The sequence below is a fragment of the Actinomadura luzonensis genome (assembly GCF_022664455.2).
Classification (GTDB): Bacteria; Actinomycetota; Actinomycetes; order Streptosporangiales; family Streptosporangiaceae; genus Nonomuraea; species Nonomuraea luzonensis.
Genome location: NZ_JAKRKC020000001.1, coordinates 5,999,930 through 6,024,880, shown reverse-complemented (window position 1 = coordinate 6,024,880; position 24,951 = coordinate 5,999,930). Strand labels below are relative to the sequence as shown.

At 74.4% G+C, this 24,951-nt stretch carries 23 protein-coding genes; 8 read left to right on the top strand and 15 right to left on the bottom strand.

Annotated features, from left to right (window positions below):
- The first annotated feature begins 121 nt into the window (after nucleotides 1-121).
- The 4 genes from MF672_RS28555 (at nucleotide 122) to MF672_RS28540 (ending at nucleotide 5,705) form a co-directional block, all read left to right on the top strand.
- Nucleotides 122-2,926: a bifunctional acetate--CoA ligase family protein/GNAT family N-acetyltransferase gene (locus MF672_RS28555; RefSeq protein ID WP_242383604.1), complete on the top strand. Its 2,805-nt coding sequence runs from the start codon at nucleotides 122-124 to the stop codon at nucleotides 2,924-2,926.
- An 82-nt stretch (nucleotides 2,927-3,008) separates the two neighbouring features.
- On the top strand, nucleotides 3,009-3,599 hold the full coding sequence (locus MF672_RS28550) for a DUF5998 family protein (protein WP_242383603.1): 591 nt from the start codon (nucleotides 3,009-3,011) through the stop codon (nucleotides 3,597-3,599).
- Between the two features lie 166 nt (nucleotides 3,600-3,765).
- The gene (locus tag MF672_RS28545) at nucleotides 3,766-4,887 is read left to right on the top strand and encodes an alkaline phosphatase family protein (protein WP_242383602.1); all 1,122 of its coding nucleotides are present in this window, start codon (nucleotides 3,766-3,768) and stop codon (nucleotides 4,885-4,887) included.
- On the top strand, nucleotides 4,884-5,705 hold the full coding sequence (locus tag MF672_RS28540) for a sulfurtransferase (RefSeq protein WP_242383601.1): 822 nt from the start codon (nucleotides 4,884-4,886) through the stop codon (nucleotides 5,703-5,705). The genes MF672_RS28545 and MF672_RS28540 overlap by 4 nt, the downstream gene beginning before the upstream one ends.
- Before the next feature lie 4 nt (nucleotides 5,706-5,709).
- On the opposite strand, the gene MF672_RS28535 is transcribed toward MF672_RS28540, so the two are convergent.
- From MF672_RS28535 to MF672_RS28520, 4 genes are all read right to left on the bottom strand, one after another.
- On the bottom strand, nucleotides 5,710-8,289 hold the full coding sequence (locus tag MF672_RS28535; protein ID WP_247815466.1) for a CHAT domain-containing protein: 2,580 nt from the start codon (nucleotides 8,287-8,289) through the stop codon (nucleotides 5,710-5,712).
- A 187-nt stretch (nucleotides 8,290-8,476) separates the two neighbouring features.
- Nucleotides 8,477-8,935, bottom strand: coding sequence for a hypothetical protein (locus MF672_RS28530; protein WP_242381617.1), 459 nt, complete (start codon nucleotides 8,933-8,935; stop codon nucleotides 8,477-8,479).
- Nucleotides 8,932-9,468, bottom strand: a complete 537-nt coding sequence (locus tag MF672_RS28525) for an RNA polymerase sigma factor (RefSeq protein WP_242381616.1) — start codon at nucleotides 9,466-9,468, stop codon at nucleotides 8,932-8,934. The genes MF672_RS28530 and MF672_RS28525 overlap by 4 nt, the downstream gene beginning before the upstream one ends.
- 73 nt (nucleotides 9,469-9,541) lie before the next feature.
- A complete protein-coding gene (locus MF672_RS28520; protein WP_242381615.1) occupies nucleotides 9,542-10,555 on the bottom strand; it encodes a S8 family peptidase in 1,014 nt (337 codons plus the stop codon).
- A 177-nt stretch (nucleotides 10,556-10,732) separates the two neighbouring features.
- On the opposite strand from MF672_RS28520, the gene MF672_RS28515 reads away from it, so the two are divergent.
- Nucleotides 10,733-11,227 carry a DUF3145 domain-containing protein gene (locus MF672_RS28515; RefSeq protein WP_242381614.1) on the top strand — a complete coding sequence of 165 codons (495 nt, stop codon included), beginning with the start codon at nucleotides 10,733-10,735 and terminating at the stop codon, nucleotides 11,225-11,227.
- Between the two features lie 177 nt (nucleotides 11,228-11,404).
- On the opposite strand, the gene MF672_RS28510 is transcribed toward MF672_RS28515, so the two are convergent.
- The 9 genes from MF672_RS28510 to MF672_RS28470 all read right to left on the bottom strand — a co-directional run bounded on the left by MF672_RS28510 (nucleotide 11,405) and on the right by MF672_RS28470 (nucleotide 19,640).
- Nucleotides 11,405-12,829, bottom strand: coding sequence for an acyl-CoA carboxylase subunit beta (locus tag MF672_RS28510; RefSeq protein ID WP_242381613.1), 1,425 nt, complete (start codon nucleotides 12,827-12,829; stop codon nucleotides 11,405-11,407).
- A complete protein-coding gene (fabF, locus tag MF672_RS28505) occupies nucleotides 12,830-14,062 on the bottom strand; it encodes a beta-ketoacyl-ACP synthase II (RefSeq protein WP_242381612.1) in 1,233 nt (410 codons plus the stop codon). It abuts the gene before it with no gap.
- Between the two features lie 41 nt (nucleotides 14,063-14,103).
- Nucleotides 14,104-14,343: an acyl carrier protein gene (locus MF672_RS28500; protein ID WP_242381611.1), complete on the bottom strand. Its 240-nt coding sequence runs from the start codon at nucleotides 14,341-14,343 to the stop codon at nucleotides 14,104-14,106.
- Between the two features lie 82 nt (nucleotides 14,344-14,425).
- Nucleotides 14,426-15,382 carry a beta-ketoacyl-ACP synthase III gene (locus MF672_RS28495; RefSeq protein WP_242381610.1) on the bottom strand — a complete coding sequence of 319 codons (957 nt, stop codon included), beginning with the start codon at nucleotides 15,380-15,382 and terminating at the stop codon, nucleotides 14,426-14,428.
- On the bottom strand, nucleotides 15,379-16,290 hold the full coding sequence (locus MF672_RS28490) for an ACP S-malonyltransferase (RefSeq protein WP_242381609.1): 912 nt from the start codon (nucleotides 16,288-16,290) through the stop codon (nucleotides 15,379-15,381). The genes MF672_RS28495 and MF672_RS28490 overlap by 4 nt, the downstream gene beginning before the upstream one ends.
- A gap of 103 nt (nucleotides 16,291-16,393) precedes the next feature.
- Nucleotides 16,394-17,518, bottom strand: a complete 1,125-nt coding sequence (locus MF672_RS28485; RefSeq protein WP_242381619.1) for a PucR family transcriptional regulator — start codon at nucleotides 17,516-17,518, stop codon at nucleotides 16,394-16,396.
- A 112-nt stretch (nucleotides 17,519-17,630) separates the two neighbouring features.
- The gene (locus MF672_RS28480) at nucleotides 17,631-18,062 is read right to left on the bottom strand and encodes a DUF350 domain-containing protein (RefSeq protein ID WP_242381608.1); all 432 of its coding nucleotides are present in this window, start codon (nucleotides 18,060-18,062) and stop codon (nucleotides 17,631-17,633) included.
- A gap of 30 nt (nucleotides 18,063-18,092) precedes the next feature.
- Nucleotides 18,093-19,238: a glutathionylspermidine synthase family protein gene (locus MF672_RS28475; RefSeq protein WP_242381607.1), complete on the bottom strand. Its 1,146-nt coding sequence runs from the start codon at nucleotides 19,236-19,238 to the stop codon at nucleotides 18,093-18,095.
- Nucleotides 19,239-19,241: 3 nt separating this feature from the next.
- Nucleotides 19,242-19,640, bottom strand: coding sequence for a hypothetical protein (locus tag MF672_RS28470; RefSeq protein ID WP_242381606.1), 399 nt, complete (start codon nucleotides 19,638-19,640; stop codon nucleotides 19,242-19,244).
- Nucleotides 19,641-19,740: 100 nt separating this feature from the next.
- Between MF672_RS28470 and MF672_RS28465 the strand changes: the two genes are divergently transcribed.
- The 3 genes from MF672_RS28465 (at nucleotide 19,741) to MF672_RS28455 (ending at nucleotide 22,298) form a co-directional block, all read left to right on the top strand.
- Complete coding sequence (locus tag MF672_RS28465; protein ID WP_242381605.1) at nucleotides 19,741-20,763, top strand: PHP domain-containing protein; 1,023 nt, start codon at nucleotides 19,741-19,743, stop codon at nucleotides 20,761-20,763.
- Nucleotides 20,764-21,100: 337 nt separating this feature from the next.
- Entirely contained in the window at nucleotides 21,101-21,829 is a 729-nt protein-coding gene (locus MF672_RS28460) for a helix-turn-helix transcriptional regulator (protein WP_242381604.1), read from the top strand.
- Nucleotides 21,830-21,941: 112 nt separating this feature from the next.
- Complete coding sequence (locus tag MF672_RS28455; protein ID WP_242381603.1) at nucleotides 21,942-22,298, top strand: VOC family protein; 357 nt, start codon at nucleotides 21,942-21,944, stop codon at nucleotides 22,296-22,298.
- A 245-nt stretch (nucleotides 22,299-22,543) separates the two neighbouring features.
- On the opposite strand, the gene MF672_RS28450 is transcribed toward MF672_RS28455, so the two are convergent.
- Complete coding sequence (locus MF672_RS28450) at nucleotides 22,544-23,335, bottom strand: maleylpyruvate isomerase family mycothiol-dependent enzyme (protein WP_242381602.1); 792 nt, start codon at nucleotides 23,333-23,335, stop codon at nucleotides 22,544-22,546.
- A gap of 10 nt (nucleotides 23,336-23,345) precedes the next feature.
- On the bottom strand, nucleotides 23,346-24,857 hold the full coding sequence (locus tag MF672_RS28445) for an alpha/beta hydrolase (RefSeq protein ID WP_242381601.1): 1,512 nt from the start codon (nucleotides 24,855-24,857) through the stop codon (nucleotides 23,346-23,348).
- Between the last annotated feature and the right edge of the window lie 94 nt (nucleotides 24,858-24,951).

Here is a 24,951-nt window from a genome sequence, read left to right as displayed (position 1 = left end):
CTAACAGCTTCCGGGCCGGTCGTGGGGCTGACCGGTGACACCAGGCCGGAGTCGATGCACAAGCGTTGCCCAAAAGGGCCTCTGGTCTTGGCATTTGGGATGCGGGTCTACGCTCGTTGCTGTGGAGGCACAGTATCCGGCCCACTGGGAAGCCGACGTCGTCCTCGCCGACGGCGGCACCGCGCACGTCCGTCCCATCCGGCCCGCCGACGCGGACCGCCTTCGCGCCTTCTACTCGCGCCTGTCCGAGGAGTCGATCTACTTCCGCTTCTTCGGCCCCCGGCCGCGCCTGTCGGACCGCGACGTGGAGCGCTTCACCAACGTCGACTACGTCGGGCGGGTGGCCCTGATCGCCACCATCGGCACCGAGATGGTGGCCGTCATCCGCTACGACAGGACCGGTCCTGGCGAGGCCGAGGTCGCCTTCCTCGTCGAGGACGCCCACCAGGGCCGCGGCGTGGCCTCCGTGCTGCTGGAGCACCTGGCCGCCACCGCCCGCGAGAACGGCATCGAGACCTTCGTCGCCGACGTGCTGCCCGCCAACATGCGCATGATGGGCGTCCTGCGCCAGGCCGGCTACACCGCGCAGAGCCAGTTCGCCGACGGCGTCGTCCGCATGACGCTCGACCTCACCCCCACCGAGACCTCCGCCGAGGTGACGACGGCCCGCGAGCACCGCGCCGAGTCCCGCTCCATCGCCCGGCTCCTCACGCCCGGCTCGGTCGCGGTCGTCGGCGCCTCGCGCGAGCCCGGCGGCGTCGGCCAGACCGTGCTGCGCAACCTCCTGGCCGCCGACTTCACCGGCCCCGTCTACCCCGTGCACCGCGAGGTGCGGGCGGTGGCGGGCGTGCGCGCCTACCCGAGCGTCACCGCCATCGACGGCGACGTCGACCTCGCCGTGGTGGCCGTGCCCGCCGAGAGCGTGCTCGACGTCGTCAGGGAGTGCGCCGAGAAGGGCGTGCACGGGCTGGTCGTGGTGTCGTCGGGGTTCGGCGAGACGGGCGCGGAGGGCCGGCGGCGGCAGGACGAGCTGGCCCGCCTCGCCCGCGCGTACGGGCTGCGCGTGGTCGGCCCCAACTGCCTCGGCATCGCCAACACCGACCGCGCCGTGCGGCTCAACGCCACGCTGGCGGCCACCATCCCCGGGCGGGGCAAGGTCGGCTTCTTCAGCCAGTCCGGCGCCCTCGGCACGGCGCTGCTGCAGCGGGTGGCGCAGCGCGGCATGGGCATCTCGTCGTTCGTGTCGGCGGGCAACCGGGCCGACGTCTCGGGCAACGACCTCCTGCAGTACTGGGAGGAGGACGACGCGACCGAGGTGATCCTGCTCTACCTGGAGTCCCTGGGCAATCCGCGCAAGTTCACCCGCCTGGCCAGGCGCATCTCGCGCAGCAAGCCCGTCGTGGTGGTCAAGAGCGGCGGCACGCCCTCCGGCCACTCGGCCGAGGAGCTGGGGCTGCCCGACTCCGCGATCAGCTCGTTGTTCGCCCAGGCGGGGCTGATCCGGGTCGACGACCTCATCCAGCTCTTCGACGTGGGCCAGCTCCTGGCCTACCAGCCGCTGCCGGCCGGGCCCAGGGTCGCCCTCGTCACCAACTCCGACGCGCTCGGCCTGCTCGCCGCCAACGCCTGCCTCGCGGCCGGCCTCGAACCGCGCGCCCCGGTCAACCTCGGGCCCGCCGCCGGGGCGGCGGAGTTCGGCACGGCGCTGGCCGGCGAGCTGGCCTCCGACGGCGTCGACGCCGCCGTCGTGATCTACATGCCGCCGCTGCCGGGCGACGCCGCCGCCGTGGCCGCCGAGCTGCTGCGGGTCTCCAAGGACACCGGCAAGCCGGTGCTGACGACGTTCCAGGGGCATCTCGGCATGCATCCGGCGCTCCAGGTCGAGGACCCGGAGGCGTCGCGGTCGCGGCCCACGCCCGGCCGGGGGTCCATCCCCTCGTACGCGGCGCCCGAGGAGGCGGTGCGGGCGCTCGCCCAGGTGGTCAGGTACGCGGCCTGGCGCGCCCAGCCCGCCGCCCCGCCGCCGGGCCTGGACGACCTCGACACCGACCGCGCCCGCGCCCTCACCCGCGCCCTGCTCACCCCGACCGCCCCGTCGCAGCCGGACGGGACCCCGTCGGACGGGACCCCGTCGGACGGAACCCCGCCGGACGCGGCCCCGTCGGACGCGGCCCAGCCGGACCCGGCCTCGCCGCAGGCCGACGGGCCGGTGCGGGAGGGGGGCGGCGCGCGGTCGGCGGTGTTCGCCGAGCCCGGCCCGCCGGTCGAGATCGACGCGACCGAGCTGCTGTCCTGCTACGGCCTGACCGTCTGGCCCGCCGAGGTCGCCGGCTCGCCCGAGGAGGCGGTCGCCGCCGCCGAACGTCTCGGCTGGCCCGTGGTGCTCAAGGTCGCCGACCCGGGCGCCTCCCGCCGCGCCGGCACCGTACGCCTCGGGCTCACCGGCCCCGAGATGGTCCGGCACGCCTACGCCGAGTTCGCCGGCCGGCTCGGCGAGAAGGTGTCGCTGGCCGTCCAGCGGATGGCGCCCCAGCCGGCCGTGCCCACGGTGGTCGGCGTGGTGGAGGACCCCGCGTTCGGGCCGGTGGTGTCGTTCGGGCTGGGCGAGGTGACGGCGCGGCTGCTGCAGGACCAGGGCTACCGCCTGGCCCCGCTCACCGCCGAGGACGCCGCCGCGCTGATCCGGTCGGTACGCGCCGCGCCGCTGCTCTTCGGCGAGTACGGCTACCCGCCGGTCGCCGTGGACGCCCTGGAGGACCTCCTGGTACGCGTCGGCCGCCTGGCCAACGACCTGCCCGAGCTGGCCCGCCTCGACCTCGACCAGGTGCTCGTCGGCGAGTCGAGCGTGCTGATCCTGGGCGCCCGCGCCACTCTGCGCACCCCGGCCGGGCCCCGGCTCGACGGCGGCCCCCGGCGGCTGTCCTGACCCTTGCTGCCCCGCTGAAAGACGTTATAGAGCGTTATGTCCGGCGGGTGAGTGCACCGCCGACCCCTGGCAGGATGGAGCCATGAGGGAAACCCGAGTCTCAGCCGCGGGCCTGCGTGAAGCGATCGAGCGCAGCGGCTACTATCCCGACCTCGTCACCGATGCGGTCGAATCCGCGCTGGGCAAGGAGGCCGTGACCGCTTTCGTGGTGCATCACGAGGCCACGTTCGATCCGGCGATGGAGGTGCGCAGGCACGTCACGGTCCTGGTGCTGACCGCGACGCGGCTGCTGGTCTGCCACACCGACGAGCACCCGGCGGTCGAGGGCGTCTCGGCCTCCCACGCCTCCACGACGACGGAGGCCGTCCGGCTGAGCCGCATCCAGTCGGTGGCCGTCACCCGCGTGGTTCCCGACCCCGCCTCCTACGTGCCGGGCGTCCCGCCGACGGAGGCCACGCTCACCATCGGCTGGGGCGCCATCGCCCACGTCGACCTCGAACCCGCCACCTGCGGCGACGAGAACTGCGAGGCCGACCACGGCTACACCGGCGCCGTCACCGCCGACGACCTGTCCCTGCGGGTCAGCGAGGCCGCCGACGGGCCGGAGGCGGTCGCCCACGTCCTGACCTTCGCCAAGGCCCTGTCCGAGGCCACCGCCCGAGCCGCCGCCTGACCGCGCCCCTCCGACCGGCCCCCGCGAGACGCCCGTCGCCCTCCCGGCCGTGAGCCGCACTCCCCGTCCGGGTTGCCCGCATTCCCCTCCCGGCGGCGTACGGCCGGTCGGTCGCCGCGTCGTCGGACGGCCGGGGCGGCGACGGCCGGGCGGCTAGGATGAGGGCATGCTGCTGCCAGGATACGGTGGCGGGTCGCTGGCCGACCTGCCCGGCGCGTTGCTGGCCGCCCTGGGCGTCCCCGAGCCGGCCCGTCCCGAGGGCGCGCTGACCCTGGAGCCCGCCGACCGCGTCTGCCTGTTCCTGGTGGACGGCCTCGGCGCCGACCTGCTGCGGGCGCACCCCGGGGCCGCCCCGTTCCTGTCGTCCCTGCCGGGCCGCACCCTCACCGCCGGCTTCCCCGCCACCACCGTCACCAGCCTGTGCTCGCTCGGCACCGGCATGACGCCGGGCGAGCACGGCATGCTGGGCCTCACCCTGGCCGTCCCCGGCACCGGCTACCTGTTCAACTGCCTGCGCTGGACCCTCCCCGGCGGCCTGACCATGGACCCCGAGCAGTGGCAGCCCGCCGCCACCGTCTACCAGCGGGCCGCCAAGGCCGGCGTGCGGCCGAGCTACGTCGCCCCCGCCGAGTTCGAGGGCACGGGCCTGACCAGCGCCGTCTTCCGCGGCGTCCGCTACCTGCCGGCCGACACCGTCGACGAGCGCGTCGCCCGCGCGCACGAGGCGCTGCGCGAGCCGCACGCCCACGTCACCGTCTACTACGGCGACCTCGACGCCGCCGGCCATCTCTCCGGCTGGGGCGGCGCCGACTGGCTGCGGCAGCTCGCCCTGGTCGACGACATGGCCCGGCGTCTGGCCGAGGGCCTGCCGCCCGGCGCCGCGATGTACGTCACCGCCGACCACGGCATGGTCAACGCCACCGAGAAGGTCGACGCCGAGCAGGTCCCCGAGCTGACGGAGGGCGTGGCGCTGCTCGGCGGCGAGGCGCGGGCGCGGCACGTGTACGCCGAGCCGGGCGCCGCCGGCCGCGTCCTGGAGGCGTGGGCCGAGGTCTTCCGCGGCCGGGCGTGGGTGGTCTCGCGGGAGGAGGCGGTGGAGTCCGGCTGGTTCGGGCCCCGGGTGCGCGACGCGTGGCTGGAGCGCATCGGCGACGTCGTGGCCGTCCCGCACGACGGCCTGGCCATCACCGCCCCTTCGACCCACCGCGTCGAGGCCCTGTTCACCGGCTACCACGGCTCGCTGACACCGGCCGAGCAGAACGTCCCGCTCCTGGAGGTACGCCCGTGACGGGCCCGCTCATCACCCCTGCCGCTCTCGCCGCGCTCGACGGCGAGGTGACGCTGCTCGACGTGCGCTGGCGGCTCGGCGGCCCGCCCGGCCTCGACCTCTACCGCGAGGGCCACCTGCCGGGCGCGGTCTTCTGCGACCTCGACCGCGACCTCGCCGCGCCGCCCGGCGCCGCCGGCCGGCACCCGCTGCCCGAGCCGGAGGCGTTCCAGGCCGCGATGCGCCGCCTCGGCGTCAGCGACGGCCGGCCGGTCGTCGTGTACGACGACGCCGGCTCCACCACGGCCGCCCGCGCCTGGTGGACGCTGCGCTACTTCGGCCACGGCGACGTCCGGGTGCTCGACGGCGGCCTGCCCGCCTGGGCGGCGGAAGGCCGGCCGCTCACCAAGGACGTCCCCGGCCCGGCGGAGGGCGACTTCACCGCCCGCCCCGGCGGGCTGCCGCTCCTGACCGCCGCCGAGGCCGCGGCGCTGGCCGCCGACGGCGTGCTGCTCGACGCCAGGGCCGGGGAGCGCTACCGGGGCGAGGTGGAGCCGATCGACCCGGTGGCCGGGCACGTCCCGGGCGCCGTGAGCGCGCCGACCACCGCGAACGTCGGCCCCGACGGCAGGTTCCTCGACCCCGCGGCGCTGCGGGCCAGGTTCGCGGCGCTGGGGGTGGGCGAGGGCGTGCGGGCCGGGGCGTACTGCGGCTCCGGCGTGACGGCCGCGCACGAGGTGCTGGCGCTGGAGCTGGCCGGGCTGCCCGCCGCCCTCTACGTCGGCTCCTGGTCCCACTGGGTGGCCGACCCCTCCAGGCCGGTGGCCACGGGGGAGTAGCGGCCTAGCGGAGCGGGCGGTCGCCCGCGCCGAAACAGACGAACTCGTACACGCCGGTCTTGGCCGAGGCGGCGGCCAGTGCCGCGTCCGGCGGCTGCCCGGTCGCGACCAGCTCGTGGAAGGCGCTCATCACCGCCCGCGCGGCCTCGTCGGCGACCGGCACCATCCCGGCGACCACGCACGAGGCGCCCTGGGCCAGGAACGTCCCGGGCAGCCCGAGCGGCGCGCCCTCGACGGGGGCGCGGGACATGCCGGAGTTGCACGCCGACAACACCACCAGCTCCGGCGCGCGTTCCAGGGCCAGCAGGTCGTAGGCCATGAGCGGCCCGTCGTGCAGGGTGATGCCGGAGACCAGGGGGCTGCGCGCGTGGAAGACGCCGTGCGCGGCCAGGTGCAGCACGTCCGCGCCGGCCAGGGCGGCGAGGACCGGCTCGGTGCGGCCGGGGACCTCGCGGGCGTCGCGGTGGCAGGCCAGGACGTGCGCCACCTCGGCCTGCGCGTGCGTCAGCCCCGGCCCGGCCGCCGCGACGACCCGGGGCGGGCGGCGGCCGCGGTCGCCCCGCCGTGCCCGGGTCCTGGCCCGGGCCCGCGACCAGCCGGCCGCGCTCGCCGCCACGTCCACCGGGCGTTCGCGCAGGAAGGGCAGCGCGCTCCACGGCATCGTGTGCAGCGCGCCGACGGGCACCAGCACCAGCGGCCGGTCGCCCAGCTCGGCGGCGAGCGGCCGGAACAGCAGCCGCTCCACCTCCCGCGCCACCGCCTCCAGCGCCGCGCCGCCGCCGACGGGCCCGGCGGCACGGGGGGCGCCCACCGGGCCCGCGCCGAGCCAGTCGCGGGCCTCCCCGTGCCGGCGCAGCGCGTACCGCAGCCGGACGACCGCCTCCTCGACCGCCCGCACCCCCGCCAGCCAGCGCAGGAGCACCCGCTCCTCGCTGACCAGCACCGCCAGCAGCGAGTCACCGTCGATCACGAACTCGACCAGGGCCGCTTGCCCGGCCTCCGCCAGCTCCGCCCGCACCCGCCCGGCGTCGGGCGCGGCGCGGCCGTGCGCGGGCGCCGCGACGGCCCGCCACCGCTCGGCCCACTCGAACACGTCGCCCGGCCGGCCGTCACGCACCGCCAGCGCCAGCCCGAACGCCGCCAGCCGCTCCCCGGCCCGCGCCGCGTGGGCGCGCAGCGACGGGTCGTCGAAGGTCTCCACGCCCTCCCCGACCTCCGCCAGCCCCTCCAGCACCGCCCGGAACGCGCCCGGCACGTCCTCCTGCAACGCCGCCTCCAGCGCCAGCGCGTGCTGCCGCACCGGCGCGGGCACCTGCCACTCCCCGGCGAGCGGCCCGTCGGCGGGCGGCTCGCCGGGCAGCCCGGCCACGGCGGCGTGCCGGGTCAGCCGGGCGAGCTGCGCCGACGCCGCCGGGTGGTCGTCCACCGCGAGCGCCGCCTCGGCCGCGGTGAGCCGCAGCGCCGCCGCGCCCGGGAGCTGGGCGAAGCCGTCCTCCAGCTCGTCGGCGCAGGCGATCAGGCCGGCGACCAGCTCGGCCGTGACGGGCCCGAGCGCGAGACGGGAGCGCAGCACGACCTCCCTGGCCAGCGGCAGCCACGCCGAGCGCTCCTGGGCGGCCAGCTCCTCCGCCGCCCGCTCGCCCACCTGGAGCGCCCGGTGCGGGTCGCCGGTCAGCAGCTCGACCTGGGCCAGCTTGAGCCGCGCCTCGGCCAGCGCCACCCGGGCCCCGCACGCCTCCAGCTCGGGGACGGCGAGGTCGAGCATGGCCCGCGCCTCGCCGGGCAGGTGCGCGGCCAGCAGCGCGCCGGCGAAGTCGGCCCGCATGGTGGCCAGCCGCTCGGGATAGCCGAACAGGGTGTCCTCGGCCTCCCGGTAGTAGTGGAAGGCCCCGGCGACGTCGCCCCGGCGTACCGCGAGGAAGGGCAGGTTGGCGGCCGACAGCCGGGCCAGGTGCGGCAGGCCCGCCTGCCGGGAGATCTGCAGGCAGGCCGTGAGGTCGCGCATGGCGGCGTCCCACTCGCCCCGGCAGCAGCGGACGAGGCCGCGGTTGAGCAGCCCGCCCGCCAGGAACCGCTGGTCGTCGACCGTGCCCGGCGCCTCGGCCAGGCAGCGCAGCGCCCGGTCGCAGGAGGCGATGGCCTCCTGGTGCCGGCCCAGGTGGGCGAGGGCGACGGCGCGCTGGGTGTCGAGCTTGGCCCGGTCGAGCGGGCACAGGTAGGCCCAGGCCAGGGCGGCCAGCCGGAGCGCCTGGAGCGGGTGGCCGAGCTCGGTGCGCACCGTGACCAGCGACAGCCGTGCCTGCGCCACCCGTTCGCGTGGGGCGCCGGGGACGGCGATGGCGGCGCGCAGGTGGCGCTCGGCGCTGTCGAGGTCGCCCAGCTCGCGGGCGGCGAGGGCCATGGCGCGCAGCGCCACCGCCGCCGCCTCGGGGGCGCCGCTGCGGCCGGCCGCGGAGAGGACCACGCGGGCGGCGCGGTCGGCGTCGCCGGGATCGACCAGCGAGCGCAGCAGGGCGGCCTCGGCCGCCTCGACGAGGGGACAGGGGGCGGTGGGGCGGACGGGGATGTCGGAGGTGTCGCTCATGGCCGGCCTTGGTTCGCAACGGTCGGTTAAGGACATGTCCCTCCCGGCGGGACGACGGGTCAGAAGGAGGCGGAGGGGGCCGGGAACGGCCTCAGAGGGCTCTCAGGGCCCCTCGGGGAGGTTCGGGCATGTTCGGGGCTGTTGCGCATCGTCTGGGGCTTTCCGTGGCGTACAGGGCGTCGTGGGGTCATGGCCGGATGCGCACCCACCGGGTCTGCACCGGGGCGTGGCCCGGCCGGTGGCACACCACGCTCAGCCACCCCGGCGGCAGCCCCGTGGCCGCGAAGTGACCGTGCTGCCCGACGCGCCGGGTCAGCGTCAGGTGCGGCGTCCGCACGTCGACGAGCGCGCCCTCCCCGGGGTGCGGCAGCACCTGCCCGGCGACGTCGATGAGCCCGTCGCCCACCGTCACCTCCAGGTCGAAGGTGAGCCCGGCGGCCACGAACCGCACCAGGTGCGAGCCGTCGTCGCCGCGCGTGCCCGAGCTGGTGCGGATGGCGGCCGACTCGGCGACCGGGGCGGCGGTCACCGAGCCGGCGATCCGCAGCCCGTAGACCTCGCGCGCGGCGGCGGAGACGTGGGCGGGGATCGGGTCGGTCCCGGCGGTCAGCCGGAGCGCCGCCAGGAAGTACTCGTCGTTGATCATTGCGCCGGCTCCTGTGGTGAGATCAGAGTGCGCAGTTTCTCCAGGCAGCGGGCCCGGGTCGGGCCGACGCTGCCGAGGGGCAGCCCGAGCCGGGCCGCCGTCTGCCTGCTCCCGAGGTCGATCGCGACCAGCTGGAGCAGCGTGCGGCAGGGCTCGCGCAACGTGGAGACGGTGCTCCAGAGCGCCTGCCGCTCATGGCTGCCGAGGACGGCGGCGCCGGGCTCGGGCTCCCCGGCCTCCGCCGCCCAGTGCACGCCGGGACGGCTCTCGCGCAGCACCAGCAGCGCCTCGCGGCGGACCGTGGTGGCCAGCCAGGCCCCCACCCGCTCGGGCTCCCTGATGTCGTCGAGGTGTTGCAGCAGCCGCAGCCACGCGCCCTGGACCACGTCCGCGGCATCGGCCGCGCCGAGGCCGCACGCGCGCGCCACCGCCCACATGAGCGGCCCGAACCTGGACTCCAGCGCGTCCCACGCCGACCGGTCGCCGTCGGCCGCGGCTCGCAACAGCTCCTCAGGAGCGCGTTGGGCGTGCACGCGGCCTCCTTCGCGGCGGTGACGAGGAGGCGATCATTCCTCCACGTGATTGACCGGGGACTGTCCGTAAACTCTACAGACTCGCCGGGACGAGAACTCCCAGATCGGGAATTTGCCGGTGACCGCCCCCGTCGAGCAGCTCCTTCAGCACGTCCTTGGCCGGCCGGCCGGCGGCCTCCCCGGCGATCGTCCCCGACACCAGCGCCGCCGCGAACGACGTGCCGCTCCACGCCGCGTACCCGCCGAACTCGCCGGTGTCCGGATAGCTGCTCTCCAGCCAGTCGCCCCGGGCGCAGGCGTCCACCCAGGTGCCGTACCCGGAGTAGACGGCCCGCCGCCGCTGGCCGGCGTCCAGCGCCGCGACGCCCACCACGCCGGGCAGCGCCGCCGGCCAGAACGGGCGGTCGGAGGCGGTGTTGCCGGCGCAGGCCACCGTCACCGTGTCGGTCATCGCCGCGATCGCGTCGTGCAGCAGGCGCGGCGGCCGGTCGTCGAAGGTGTGGCCGCCGAAGGAGAGGTTGAGCACGTCCGGGGGGCGCTCGCGCATGCGGTGCAGCGCGCGGATCACGCCCGCCTCGTCGCCGACGCCGTCGCCGTCGAGCACCCGCCGCACGCGCAGCGTCGCGCCCGGCGCCAGGCGCGCCAGCAGGCCCGCGATGAACGTTCCATGGCCGGCCTGCTGCCCCTCTGCCGCGTCGGCGTCCTCGGGGGCCACCCTCGCGTACCACTCCGCGCCCGACCACCACGGATGCTCGGCCACGCCGGTGTCGAGCACGGCCACCGTCACCGGCGAGCGCGTCCGCGCCGGCCGGTACGGGATCGGCGGCGCGGGGAACGGCCGCGACGCCGGGCCGCCGAAGAACAGCGGCTGACCGCGGAAGACGTGGTTGGGGGAGGCCCGCAGGCCCTTGGCCCGCATCTCCGCGGTGAGCTCGCAGGGATCGACGCCGGGCGCCAGGTGCGCCACGCAGACCCCGTCCGCCTCGGAGACGGCCTGGGTCCAGCGCGCGACGGCCGACAACGCGCTCCGGTCGGTCAGGATCTGACCTGGCCGGACGAGCGCCGCGCCGACAGAGTGGAAGTTCATGGCGACGTATGTTTCCCCGTGTGCATCAGGTGTCACGCGACACTCCGGCACCAACTTGGTATGGCCCCCCTCTGGTGCCGGGTAACGACCGACGGTAGTCTCTCCCTAGTCACTTGTGATCATCCCTATGTGCGAGGCCGTTGGGGAAGGCGCACCTCGTACCGAACGGGAGGTCCGGTGTCTGCTCGTGGCGTCCTTTACGTCCACTCGGCTCAGCCCGCGCTGTGCCCTCATATCGAATGGGCGGTCGCGGGTGTCCTTGGCGTGCCCGTAGATCTGACGTGGACGCCGCAACCCGCCGCGCCCAACGTCGTGCGGGCGCAGGCCGAGTGGGAGGGCCGGCCCGGCATCGCGGCCGCCATCGCCTCCTCCCTCATGGGCTGGCAGCGCCTCCGGTTCGAGATCACCGAGGACGCCTCGCCCGGCGTGGACGGCTCCCGCCACGCCTACACCCCCACCCTCGGCGCCTTCACGGCCACCATCGGGGTGAACGGCGACATCATGATCCCCGAGGACCGGCTGCGCGCCGCCATGATGCTGGCCGCCCAGGGGCGGTGCGTGCTGGAGGAGGAGCTGGACAAGCTGCTCGGCCGGCCGTGGGACGAGGAGCTGGAGCCGTTCCGCTACGCGGGCGACGGCGCCCCCGTCCGCTGGCTGCACGCCGCCGTCTGACCGCCGTTTGACCGCCGTCCGACCACCGCCTGACCACCGCCTGACCGCGCCCCGCGCGCCCGCCTCCCGCCGACGAAGGCCCCCCACCGGTTCCGGTGCGGGGCCCTTCCGCGCACGGTCCTCCCGCAGCGCGAAGGCCCGCACCGGTGACCGGTGCGGGCCTTCGGCGAAGACGATCTACAGCGGGATGTTGCCGTGCGCGCCCCTGGCCGGGGTGGCCTGGGCCAGGACGCGGGCGATGGCGCCGCGCGTCTCCTCGGGCTTGATCACCTCGTCGATGACCCCGAGCCGCTGCGCCCGCTCCAGCCCGCCGGCCTCCTTGCGGTGCTCCTCGGCGAGCCGCTGCTCCAGCTCGGCGCGCTCCTCCTCGGGCGCCGCCGCCAGCTGGCGCCGCTTGAGCACGCGCACCGCCGCCACCGGCCCCATGACCGCGACCTCGGTGGTCGGCCAGGCGAAGACCCTGGTGGCGCCCAGGGCGCGCGAGTTCATCGCGATGTACGCCCCGCCGTACGCCTTCCGCGTCACCAGCGTGACGCGCGGCACCGACGCCTCGGCGAAGGCGTGCAGCAGCTTGGCTCCCCGCCGCACCACGCCGTCGTGCTCCTGCCCGACGCCCGGCAGATAACCGGGCACGTCCACCAGGACAACCAATGGCACGCCGAAGGCGTCACACATACGTACGAAGCGGGCGGCTTTCTCGGCGGACGTGGCGTCGAGGCATCCGCCGAGCCGCAGCGGGTTGTTGGCGATCACTCCGACCGTCCGGCCCCCGAGGCGGCCCAGCGACGTGACGACGTTCGGCGCCCACTTGGGGTGCAGCTCGATGCCGGGCTCATCGAGCAGGCCGTTGACGAGCGGCTTGACGTCGTACGCCCGCCGCGCGGACTCCGGCAGCAGCGTGGAGAAGTCGACCTCGTCGACCTCTCCCGCGCGCACCCGTCCCTGGTGGCCGAGGAGCGTGGCGAGCTGCCGCGCCCTGACGTAGGCGTCGGTCTCGTCCGCGGCGACGACGTGTACGACGCCGCTGCGCCGGCCGTGCGGCTCGGGGCCGCCCAGGGCGGCGGCGTCGACGTCCTCGCCGGTGACGCTGCGGACGACGTCGGGGCCGGTGACGAAGATGCGCCCGGTGTCGCACATGATCACCAGGTCGGTGAGCGCGGGCCCGTAGGCCGCGCCGCCGGCCGCCGGGCCGACGACCACGGAGATCTGCGGCACGACGCCGGACGCCTTGGTCATGGCGGCGAACACCGTGCCGACCGCGTGCAGCGACTCGACGCCCTCGGCGAGCCGCGCGCCTCCGGAGTGCCAGACGCCGATGACCGGCACCCGCTCGCGGACGGCCACGTCGTAGGCGTGCACGATGTGCTCGCAGCCCTCGGCGCCCATCGCGCCGCCCTGGAAGCGGGCGTCGCTGCAGAAGGCGACGACGGGCACGCCCTCGACCCGGCCCATGGCGGCCAGCACGCCGCTGCCGTCGTCGGGCGTGATGGGCCGCAGCGAGCCCGCGTCGAGCAGGGCGGTCAGGCGGACGAGCGGGTCGCGGGGATCGGCGGGCTCCTCGTCGGGGCCGCGCGTGGCGACCCCGTTGTCGAGCACGGTCATCTAGGCCCCCTTGAACACGACGGACACGTTGTGGCCGCCGAAGCCGAACGAGTTGTTGACCGCGGCGATGTCACCCTCCGGCAGCTTGCGGTTCTCGCCGTGGACGAGGTCCACCTCGATGCCGTCCTCGGGGTTGTCCAGGTTGATGGTGGCCGGCACGACCCGCTCCTGCAGCGCCTTGATCGTGAAGACGGACTCGATGCCGCCCGCGCCGCCGAGCAGGTGCCCGGTCATCGACTTGGTGGAGGTCACCAGCGGGTGGGTGCCGATGGCCTTGGCGATGGCCTGCACCTCGCCGACGTCGCCGGCCGGGGTCGAGGTGGCGTGCGCGTTGACGTGCCGGACGTCCTGCCCGGTCACGCCGGCGTCGTTGAGCGCCTGGGTCATCGCCATGATGATGCCGCGGCCCTCGGGCTCGGGCTGGGTGATGTGGTGGGCGTCGGCGGAGTAGCCGACCCCGGCGCAGTAGGCGTAGATGCGCGCGCCGCGCGCCTTGGCGTGCTCCTCGGACTCCAGCACGATGATGCCGGCGCCCTCGCCGAGCACGAACCCGTCACGGTCGCGGTCCCACGGGCGGGAGGCGCCGGCCGGGTCGTCGTTGCGGGTGGACATGGCCCGCGCGGCGGCGAAGGCCGCGATGTTGAGGCCGTGGATCGCGGCCTCGGTGCCGCCCGCCACGACGATGTCGGCGCGGCCGGCCCTGATCATGTCCATGGCGCTGCCGATCGCCTCGGCGCCGGAGGCGCACGCCGAGACCGTGGCGTGCACGCCGGCCTGCGCGCCCAGGTCGAGGCCGATCCAGGCGGCCGGGCCGTTGGGCATGAGCATGGGCACGGTGAACGGCGACAGGCGGTTCCAGCCCCGCTCACGGTAGGTGTCGTAGGCGTTGAGGGTGGTGGTGATGCCGCCGATGCCGCTGGAGACGACCACGCCGAGCCGTTCTGGCGCCACCTCGGGGGCGCCGGCGTCCTGCCAGGCCTCCCTGGCGGCCACCATCGCGAACTGCTCGCTGCGGTCGAGCCTGCGGGCCTCGGGACGGGGCAGCACCTCGGCCGGATCGACCGCGGCCGTCCCCGCGAACTTCACGGGGACGGTGTCGATCCAGTCCGTGGTGAGGGTCTCGACACCCGACTGACCGGCGAGGAGCGCCGCCCAGGTCGAGGTGACGTCTCCACCGACGGGCGTCGTCGCGCCAAGCCCGGTGACGACGACACGTACCCGGTTCGCACTCACGTTTCGCGCTCCTTGCTGATCAGATTCGGCCGGCGGGTTCTTCAGCCCTGGATGTAGGTGAGGACGTCCTTGACCGTCTTCAGGTTCTTCAGCTGGTCGTCGGGGATCTCGACGCCGAACTCGTCCTGGGCGGCCACGGCGATCTCGACCATGGACAGGGAGTCGATGTCGAGGTCGTCCACGAAGCTCTTCTCGGGGGTCACCTCGGAGGCCGGAATGCCGGTGATCTCGTTGATGATCTTGCCGAGGCCGGCGAGGATGTCCTGCTCGTTGGCAGCCATGTCGTTGTCTCTCCTTAGGGTTTTCCTGGGATCCGTGCGGCCGTGGGCCGCACAAGCCTTGTGGGTGCCGCGGGTGGTGATCCTACGGAATCTCGATCACTTGGCCCGCGTACGTGAGCCCCGCGCCGAAGCCCAGCACGAGGGCGAGGCCGCCGGAGCGCACCTCGCCCCGCTCCAGCATGCGCGACAGCGCGAGCGGGATGGAGGCGGCGGAGGTGTTGCCCGCGTGGACGATGTCGCGCGCCACCACGGCCTTGTCGGCGCCCAGCTTACGGGCGATGGCCTCGACGATGCGCAGGTTGGCCTGGTGGGGGACGAAGGCCGACAGCTCCGACGGCTCGACGCCGGCCCGCCGGCAGGCCTCCAGGGCCACCGGGTGCAGCGCGGTGGTCGCCCAGCGGAAGACGGTCTGCCCCTCCTGGTGCAGGAACGTGGTGCGATCCTGGATGGAGATGGCCTCGGCCTTGTCGCCCGAGCTGCCCCACACGACGGGGCCGATGCCGGGCGTCTCGGCGGGGCCGACGACCGCGGCGCCCGCGCCGTCCGCGAAGATCACGGCGGTGGAGCGGTCGGTCCAGTCGACCCACTGCGACAGCTTCTCGCTGCCGATGACCAGCACGTTCCTGGCCGACCCGCCGCGCACGGCGGCGCTGGCGGTGGCGAGGGCGTAGCAGAAGCCCGCGCAGGCGGCGTTGACGTCGAACGCGCCCGGCGCGGTGATGCCGAGCCGGTGGGCCACGACGGCGGAGGCGTTGGGGATCTGCGTCTCCAGCGTGCAGGTGGCGACGATCACCAGGTCGACGTCGTCGGGCCCGAGCCCGCTCGCGGCCAGCGCCTTGCCGCCCGCGATGGTCGCCATGTCCTCGACCGACTCGCCCGCGGCGGCGACCCTGCGCTCCTTGATGCCGACGCGCGACTGGATCCACTCGTCGTTGGTGTCCATGGTCCTGGCCAGGTCGTCGTTGGTGACGACGTTGGCCGGCTGGTAGTGGCCGAATGCCAGCACCCGGGCGCCGGGGGCGATGTCGGGGATCCTCACTTGATCAGCTCCCTGGCCGCGTCGAGGTCGTCGGGGGTCTTCAGTGCCACGGTCTCGACGCCGCGCAGGGCGCGCTTGGCGAGGCCGGTCAGCGTGCCGCCGGGCAGCAGCTCGATCATCCGGGTGACGCCGAGCCCGGCCATCGTCTCCATGCAGGCGTCCCACCGGACGGGGCTGCTCACCTGGCTGACCAGGCGCTCGACGAACGCGGCGCCGCCGGCGACCGCCTGGCCGTCGGCGTTGGACAGCAGCGTGACCCGCGGGTCGGCGGGCACGACGGCCGCGGCGGCGGCGCGCAGGCTCTCGACCGCCGGGGCCATGTGGCGGGTGTGGAACGCGCCCGCCACGGACAGGGGACGCAGCCGGGCGCGCGCCGGCGGATCCGCGGCGAAGGCCGCGAGCTGCTCCAGCGTGCCGCCGGCGACGATCTGGCCGGCGCCGTTGATGTTGGCCGGGGTGAGCCCGTGCTTGTCGATGGCGGCCAGCACGTCGTCCTCGGCGCCGCCGAGCACCGCCGTCATGCCGGTCTCGGTCACCGCGGCGGCCTTGGCCATCGCCTGGGCCCGCTCGCGGACCAGGGCGAGCGCCTGCTCGGCGGTGAGCACCCCGGCCAGCGCGGCCGCGGCGAACTCGCCCACGCTGTGCCCGGCCAGCACGTTCCCGGTCAGCACGTCGGGCGCGGCGCCCAGCGCCTCGGCCGAGGCCAGCGCGGCGGCCACCAGCAGGGGCTGGGCCACCGCGGTGTCACGGATCTCGTCGGCGCCGGCGGTCGTGCCGTAGGCGATCAGGTCGATCCCGGCCACCTCCGACCAGGCGCCGAGCCGGTCGGCGAGGCCGGGCAGCTCGAGCCAGGGGGTGAGGAAGCCTGGGGTTTGGGCGCCTTGGCCCGGAGCGACGAGTACAAGCACGCATTCCACCTTGCCCTGTAGAACTTCGACACGCGGATGGAGATCCATACGAACTTTGTCCAGGCCGATTTGTAGGAAACCCACAGTGGGGATTTCGGCCTGATTACGTTAGGGCCCGCCACGTTACGGCTGTCTCGGCGAGGCGGCCGAGGATGAGGCCGACCTGGAGCGTGAAGGCGGAACGGCCCTCCGTGGGCTGGTAGCCGGTCAGCTCGGTGATCTTCTTCAGCCGGTAGCGGACCGTGTTCGGGTGCACGAACAGCAGCCGCGCGGTCGCCTCCAGCGAGGTGCCCTGCTCCAGGTACGTGGCCAGCGTGTCGAGCAGCGGCGTGCCGGCCAGCGGCAGGTAGACGTTCTCGATGAGCTGCTCCCTGGCGTCCTCGTCGCCGTCGAGCGCCCGCTCGGCCAGCAGGTCCTCGGCGTGCACCGGCCGGGGCGCGTCCGGCCAGCCCGCGCTGGCCTTCAGCCCGGCGAGCGCGGCCCGCGCCGAGCGGGGAGCGGCGTGCAGGTCGGGCACCTCGGGGCCGACCACGATGGGGCCCATGCCGAAGCGGGCCACCACCTGCCTGGCCGCGTCGTTGACGCTCTCCGCGCCGCCGACGATCACGATGAGCCGGTCGGCCTGGACGCCGGCCAGCAGGTCCATGCCGATGCGGCGGCCCCGCTCGCGCAGCCCGTCGATGACCGCCCGCGGGTCGCCCTCGGGCGCGTGCCCCGCGATGACGACCACGGGGGAGGAGGTCCAGCCGAGCGCCGCCGCCCAGGAGTGGAGGCCGTCGTCCACCTCGCCGCGGACCAGGGCGTCCACGATGAGCGCCTCCAGCCGGGCGTCCCAGGAGCCCCTGGCCTCGGCCTCGCGGGCGTAGACGTGCGCGGCGGCGAAGGCGACGTCGCGGGTGTAGCGGAGCATGGCCTGCTGGAGCTGGTCCTCGCCGCCGGGGGCGGCCAGCTCGTCGGTCTGCGCCTCGACGACCTCGACCACGACGCGCACGATGTCGACGGTCTGCTGCAGCGAGATCGAGCGTTTCAGCTCGCGCGGCGCGGTGCCGAAGAACTCGATGCTGGGCGTCGGCCGGTCCTCCCCGGCGGTCGAGAACCACTCGACGAACGCCGCGATGCCCGCCTGCGCCACGAGCCCCACCCAGGAGCGGTCCTCGGCGCTGAGCGCGCGGAACCAGGGGAGCTGCTCGTCCATGCGGGCCATCGCCGCGGTGCCGAGCGAGCCCATGGCCCGCTCCAGCCTGCGCGTGGTGTCCTCCCGGGTCCGGTCTGTCACGCCCTCTAGAGTGCCAGGTGGCTCCCGGTGACCGCGACGCCGGTCGGCGTCCGCCGCGCCGGCGCTAGATCACGGCGACCGCGGTGATCAGGCCGATCGCCACGTGGGTCACCGCCAGCAGGCGCGCGCCGGGCTGCAGGTCGGGCTCCTTGACCAGGTCGCGTACCGAGATGCCGACGATCCGGTCGAAGACCAGCATCGCCACGGTCTGCACCACGATGCCGACCAGGCCGAACACCGCCGTGCCCGCCAGGCCCTCGGCCAGCCGCCCGCCGGAGGCCCAGATGGAGGCCGCCACGATCAGGCCGACCGCGGCCAGGGCGGAGGTGGCCAGCAGGGTGGCGTTGGGGTTGCGCTCGCTGCGGATGATGTGGCTGAGCTTGCCGGGCGTGGCCCAGTCGATCACGTAGAAGCCCACGATCATGAGGATCACGCCGACGGCGGCGTAGGAGGCGATGGCGCCCGCGCCGCGGGCGAGGGTTTCCAGAAGGGTCACGTCTGTTCCTTGGTTCAGGTGCGGGGGATGTCAGTCGGCGATGCGGTGCGGGACGAAGGAGGAGGTGTCGTCGGTGATCAGCCCGGTGCTCTCCCTGATGCCGAGGCCGGCGGCCTCGTCGGCGACCACCCACGCGCCGAGCACCGGCCGCTGCCCGCCGAACTCCGGCAGCGCCTCGAAGCCCTGGTGGACGTAGCCCTCGCGGCCGTAGTGGCCGGGCGTCTCCAGGGTGCCCTCAGGGGTGACGACCCGCATCGCGGCGCCCTCCCGGCCGAGCAGCGGCTTGGTGATGTACGAGGTCAGCTCGCGGGGCCCGTCGAGGTAGGCCGGCAGCAGCGAGGGGTGCCCCGGGTAGAGCTCCCACAGCACGGCCAGCAGCGCCTTGTTGGACAGCAGCGCCTTCCACAGTGGCTCGATCCAGGTGGCGTGGCGCACGGCGTGCCGGCCGAAGTCGTCGGAGAGCATCCACTCCCACGGGTAGAGCTTGAACGCCGAGCGGATCACGCCGTCGCGGGCGTCGACGAAGCGGTGGTTGAGCTCGTCCCAGCCGATGTCCTCCATGGCCACCGAGACGGTGGGCCGGCCCGCCTGCTCGGCGACCTCCTGGAGGTAGGCGACCGTCATGGCCTCCTCGCCGGTCTCGTCGGCGTTGGTGAAGGCGAAGTGCACCGGGCCGGACGGCAGCCGCAGCTCGCGCCAGCGGTCGAGCAGCCGCTCGTGCAGGGAGTTCCACTGGTCGTCGCCGGGGTGGACGTCCTGCAGCCAGTACCACTGCACCACGGACGACTCCACCAGCGAGGTCGGGGTGTCGGCGTTGTACTCCAGCAGCCTGGCCGGGCCGGTGCCGTCGTAGCGCAGGTCGAAGCGGCCGTACAGGTGGGGGTCGCGCCGCTCCCACGAGCGCGCGACCTCCTCCCACGCCCACTCGGGGACGGCGAAGTCGGCGAAGCGGCCGGTCGTCACCACGTGCTCGACGGCGTTGAGGCACATGCCGTGCAGCTCCTCGACCTGCTGCTCCAGCGCCTCGACCTCCTCCATCGAGAAGACGTAGTGCACCGACTCGTCCCAGTAGGGCCTGGACAGGCCCGCGGGGTGGGCGGCGCGGTGGTAGGCCAGGCCCTGCCCCTCGATCGTCTTCTCCCAGCCGGGCCTGGGAGTGCCATGCTCGCGGCGCACGCCTCAGCTCCCGCCGCTCCAGCTCTTGCCGAACCCGCCGCGCTGGATGGACTTGCCGCTGCGGGAGGTGATGTCCACGTCGGAGGGCCGGTAGGTGGTGCCGCCCCGGATCTTGTTGCCGACCCTGGTGCCGCCGTAGTACCACAGGTACGCCCCGCGCGAGCCGCCGTAGTAGTGCGAGGTGTGGCCGTCGTCTTCGTCGCAGTAGTCGTCGTCCACGACCTCGTAGGTGCCGTCGTCGAGCTGCACCACGCAGTCGGCGGTGACGTCGTCGTCGTCCGCGGTGGCCGCGCAGTAGCCGACGAGCATCACCGACAGGACGCCGAGTACGGTCAACTGGATGGCCTTGGAGGACTTGCGTTCCTGGGGCGGCGTCGGCTGGTTGTGGGGCGGTTTTGCCATCTAGCTCCTGCTTTCAGTGGCCGATCAGCCTATCGGTGGCTCTCGGCCGCGTTCAATCCGGAAACGCTCCTCACTCAACGCGGGTGGGTAGGAGGGACACATGGACCCGGTCGAGGCGTTGCGCGAGATCGCGTTCCTGCTGGAACGCGCCGGCGAGCCGACGTACCGCGTGCGTGCCTTCCGCCGCGCCGCCGCGGTCGTCGCCGAGCTGCCCAGGGACGAGCTCGTGCGGCTGGCCCGCGGCGGCGGGCTCGGCGACCTCGCCGGCATCGGCAAGGTCACCGCCCTTGTGGTGAACGAAAGCCTCGATGGCCAGGTTCCGACGTATTTGCGGCGGATGCGGGCGACCGAGGGCGTGGAGCTGGACGCCGAGACCGCCGGGCTGCGCGCCGCGCTCAAGGGCGACCTGCACAGCCACTCCGACTGGTCCGACGGCGGCTCGCCGATCGAGGAGATGGCCGAGGCGGCGCGGGCGCTCGGGCACGAGTACTGGGCGCTGACCGACCACTCGCCGCGCCTGACGATCGCCAAGGGCCTGACGGCCGAGCGGCTGGAGCGCCAGCTCGACGTGGTGGCGAAGCTCAACGAGCGGCTGGCGCCGTTCCGGATCCTCACCGGCATCGAGGTGGACGTCAACCTCGACGGCTCGCTCGACCAGGAGCCCGAGCTGCTGGACCGGCTGGACGTGGTGGTCGCCAGCGTGCACTCCAAGCTGCGCATGGGCGGCGAGGACATGACCCGCCGCATGGTCACCGCCATCGCCGATCCTCTCGTGGACGTGCTCGGGCACTGCACCGGCCGGGTGGTGCAGGGCGGCGGGAAGCGAGGCGTCAAGCGGCCGGAGTCGGAGTTCGAGGCGGAGCTGGTCTTCGAGGCGTGCCGCCGGTTCGGGGTGGCGGTGGAGATCAACTCGCGGCCCGACCGGCTGGACCCGCCCAAGCGGCTGATGCGGCTGGCGTACGAGATGGGCTGCCTGTTCGCGATCGACTCCGACGCGCACGCGCCCGGGCAGCTCGACTGGCAGCGGTACGGCTGCGAGCGGGCGGCCAGATGCGGGATCGAGGCCGAGCGCGTCGTCAACACCTGGCCGCTCGACCGGCTGCTGGAGTGGACCCGGGGCTGACGCCTGGGGGCTCCTCGCTCAGCAGGTGACCGTGCGGTTGCAGGAGCCGGTCGTGTACGTCCACTCGCGCGACCGGCCGTCGCGCACCCACACGAGCAGGCCGTGCGGCTGCTCGTCGGCGATGCGGGCGACGCGGGACGGCGCGGTGCCGCCCCGCGCGGGTCACCGGCCGGGAGAAAATACGATCGTTTTCCCCGCCGTGAAAGGCGCTCTCCGCTCGCAAGCCGCCCTGACCCTCCCCTCGGAGGTCAGAGTTCCCTGTCGTGAGGGACAGGAGGATGTGGCGAGTGTGGCCCGCGTGGCGCGATTGTCAGTGGCGGCACGTAGCGTTCCGGCTGTGAACCGTACCGACCGGCTCTACGCGCTCGTCGAGGACCTGCGCGCCATCGCGCCCCGCTGCCGCTCCGCCCGCGCGCTCGCCGAGCGGTTCGAGGTCAGCGTGCGCACGATCGAGCGCGACATCACCGCGCTCCAGGAGTCGGGCGTGCCCATCTACGCCGAGCCGGGCCGCAAGGGCGGCTACGCCATCGACAAGAAGATGTCCCTGCCCCCGCTCAACTTCAGCCCCGCCGAGGCCGTGGCCATCGCGGTGGCGCTCAGCCAGGCGGGCGACCAGCCGTTCGCCCGCCACGCCCGCAGCGCCCTGCGCAAGGTCGTCTCGGCCATGCCCGGCCCCGAGGGCGACCTCGCGCGCGAGCTGGCCCGGCGGGTGCAGCTCGTGCGCCACCCCGCCGACCGCGACGACGAGGCCCGGCCGCTCGGCTCCGAGCACGTCTCGCGCGCCATCGAGGAGGCGCTGCTGCGCCGGCGCGTGCTGCGGCTGGATTACGCCGACGCCAAGGGCGCCCTCACCTCCCGCGACGTCGAGCCGGGGGTCTTCCTCGGCGGGCGCGGCGGGTTCTGGTACCTCGTGGCCTGGTGCCGGCTGCGCGACGACGTGCGGGTCTTCCGTCTCGACCGCATCGCCGCCGCCACCGTCACCGGCGAGCGCTGCCCCGACCGGCCGCTCGAGGGCTTCGCCACCGATGTCCCCGAGATGGTCGTGCACGGCACGGTCCTCGACTGAGCGAGCGAGCGGAGTGCGGCGATATGTTCGAAAAGTCAAGAAGAAACACCGACATAGGGTTGTCGCCCAAGCGTCAGATCGTTGTCCTGTTCGAGAAACCAAGGAGACGACGATGGACAACACGGTGACCTGGTTCGAGGTCGCGACCGACGACCCCGAAGGCGCCCAGCGGTTCTACGGCGGCCTGTTCGGCTGGACGTTCGCCCCCGGCGACGGCCCGCTCGACTACCGGATGATCGGCTACCCGGGCGGCGAGCAGCCGGCGGGCGGCCTCTACAACACCAAGGGCGAGTTCCCCGCGCACGCCGTCTTCCACGTCCGGGTGGCCGACGTGGAGGAGACCTGCGCCCGCAGCGAGGCCCTCGGCGGCAAGGTGATCGCCAAGGTCATCGACGACGGCGCGGGCACCGACTTCGCCTACCTCCAGGACACCTCGGGCAGCCTCTTCGGGATCTTCCACCGCAGGTGATGACCCGTGCGCGGGCCGGGATCGCGCCTTCCCCGCACAGCCCGGCCCGCGCACGGGCCGCCCGCGCCGCCGCTCCCCACAGGGCTCACCTCCGGGGGCGGCGGGGCGGCGCGGGTCACCCCCTCGCCCTGGACACGCCGCCGATCGCCGAGCGGCGGCGCGTCCAGGGCCACACCCCGGCCACGCCCGTCCGCGCTCATGGGGCCGGGCGGGCGCACAGGGGCCGCGTCTCGCCGGCGGGCGGGTCAGAGGGAGGCGGCGGCGAGCCAGCGGGTGAGGAGGTCGCGGTCGCCGAAGACCGTGAGCGTGTCGGGCGAGCGCCGGCCGTAGACCAGCAGCAGCAGGTCCGCGACCGGTCCCCGAACGGCGACGTCGCCCTTGGCGTGGCCGCGCGCCCAGTCGATCCTCCCGGCGGGGCCCTGGGTGATGGTCCACTCGCCGGAGCCGGCCTCGGCCTCGGCCTCGCTGTCGGTGGCGGTGGCGGTGGTGGTGGTGTCGGTGGCGGTGTCGGTGGCGTGGAGGTGGATCGTGGCCCCCTCCACGCCGAGCTCCGCCAGCGGCCTGGTCACCCAGGTGGCCGACGGCAGGTTGTGCAGCAGCTCCTCGACGCCGTCCACGGCGACCTCCGCCGGGACCACCGGGTCGAGGCCGAGCGCGAGCTCGGCGTCGACCCGGTGCACCACCAGCTCGTACGCCATCCGCCGCGCCCACCAGGAGGCCCGCCGGTCCGGCCCCCAGGTCCACATCTCCATGGCGGGGTCGGTCTCGCGCAACACGCGCACCAGCTCGGCGGCCCCGTCGCGCAGCCAGCCGGGGTCGGCGCCGCCCTCGGGCAGCTCGACGGGCGCCTGGCGGGACCACAGGGGCTCCTGCACCCGGTTGCGCAGCAGGTGCACCGTCCAGCGGTGCAGCCGGCCGACGTGCGTGATCAGGTCGGCCGTCGTCCAGCCGGGGCAGGTCGGCACCGGCACCGTCAGGTCGCCCGACAGCCCGGCGAGGCGTTCGGTCTCCCGCTCGATGAGCGATTCGTAGTCCACGCGGCACAGCCTAGGCGGCCGGGCAGGTGGCACCCTTCTGCGGCACCTTGCCGTTGATGAGGTAGCCGTCCACGAGCCCCTGGACGCACTTGCTGCCCGACAGGTACGCCCCGTGCCCCTCGCCCTCGTACGTCACCAGCGTCGCGGTCCTGAGCTGGGCGGTGAGCCTGGGCGCCCACTCGTAAGGCGTCGCCGGGTCGCCTCGGCCGCCGATCACCACGATCGGCGCTGAGCCGGTCGCGTTGACGTGCCTGGCCTGGTCGCTGCCCTTGACCGGCCACACCCGGCACAGCCCGCCGGAGCCCTCGCTGCCGAACAGCGGCGAGATCTTCAGCGCCTGCTGCTCGGTGCGCCGCAGCACGCTCTCGTCCGGCCGCTCGGCGGTGTCCACGCAGGTGATGGCCGGGAAGCTGGTCATCTGGGTCGAGTACGAGCCGTCCTCGGACCGCCCGGTGTAGGAGTCGGCCAGGTACAGCAGCGCCTCGCCGCGTCCCTTGAGCGCGTCGCCGAGCGCCTGCTCCAGGAACGGCCAGGTCAGCTCGGAGTAGAGCGCGGCGGCCACGCCGGTCGAGGCGAGGCCCTGGGTGAGGTCGCGGCCGCCGACCTTGATCGGCTTGGCGGTCAGCTCGTTCATCAGGTTCTCGACGTTGGCGTTGGCGGTGGCGAGGTCCTTGCCCACCGCGCACGAGCCGTCCTTGACGCACGACTTCAGGAAGCTCTCGTAGGCCTGCTGGAAGCCGCGCGTCTGGGCCAGCGTCCGCTGCTCGAAGGTCACGGTCGGGTCGAGCGGCGCGTCGAGCACCATGCGGCCGACGTTCTTCGGGTAGAGGGTGGCGTAGACGGCGCCGAGCTGGGTGCCGTACGACATGCCGACGTAGTTGAGCTTGGGGTCGCCGACGGCGGCGCGGATGCGGTCCATGTCGCGGGCGGCGTTGACGGTGCCGACGTAGGGCAGGATCTTGCCGGAGTTCTGCTGGCACAGGGCGGCGAACTGCTTGTTCATCTGCGCGCTCTGGCGGTGCGTCTCGTCGTCGGGCGGCAGCGTGTCGAGGGCGGTGAAGCGGTCCATCTCGGCGCCGCTGCCGCACCGCACGCCGGAGCTGCGTTCGACGCCGCGCGGGTCGAAGCTGACGAGGTCGTAGCGGGTGCGCAGCGGGGCGAGGGCCTTGGCCGCCTGGTCGAGGGTGTCGACGCCGGAGGCGCCGGGGCCGCCGAAGTTGAACACCATGGAGCCGAGCCGCTGCCCCTTGCCGGTGGCCGGGAGCTTGATGAGCGCCAGCTCGATCGTGTCGCCGCCCGGTTTGTCGTAGTCCAGCGGCACCGTCAGCTTGCCGCACCGCACCGAGCCGTCCTGGCGGGCCGGCGGCTCGCCGTCCGGGCGCTTGATGTCGGTGCAGGGGCCCCAATCGACCTGGCCGGCGGCCTCGCTGGGCCCTCCGGCGGCCTGCGTGACCGGCTGGGCGGGAGCTGTGGAACAGCCGGCGGCCCCGACGAGCAGCGCGGCGGCTAGGACACGTCGCATAGCACAAACTTCCCCTCGTTCATCCGGGGGGAAGAGTGCCCACAATACGCGACTGCGCACCAAATGTGGGTGAGGCGGCCCGTACCCCTCCTGA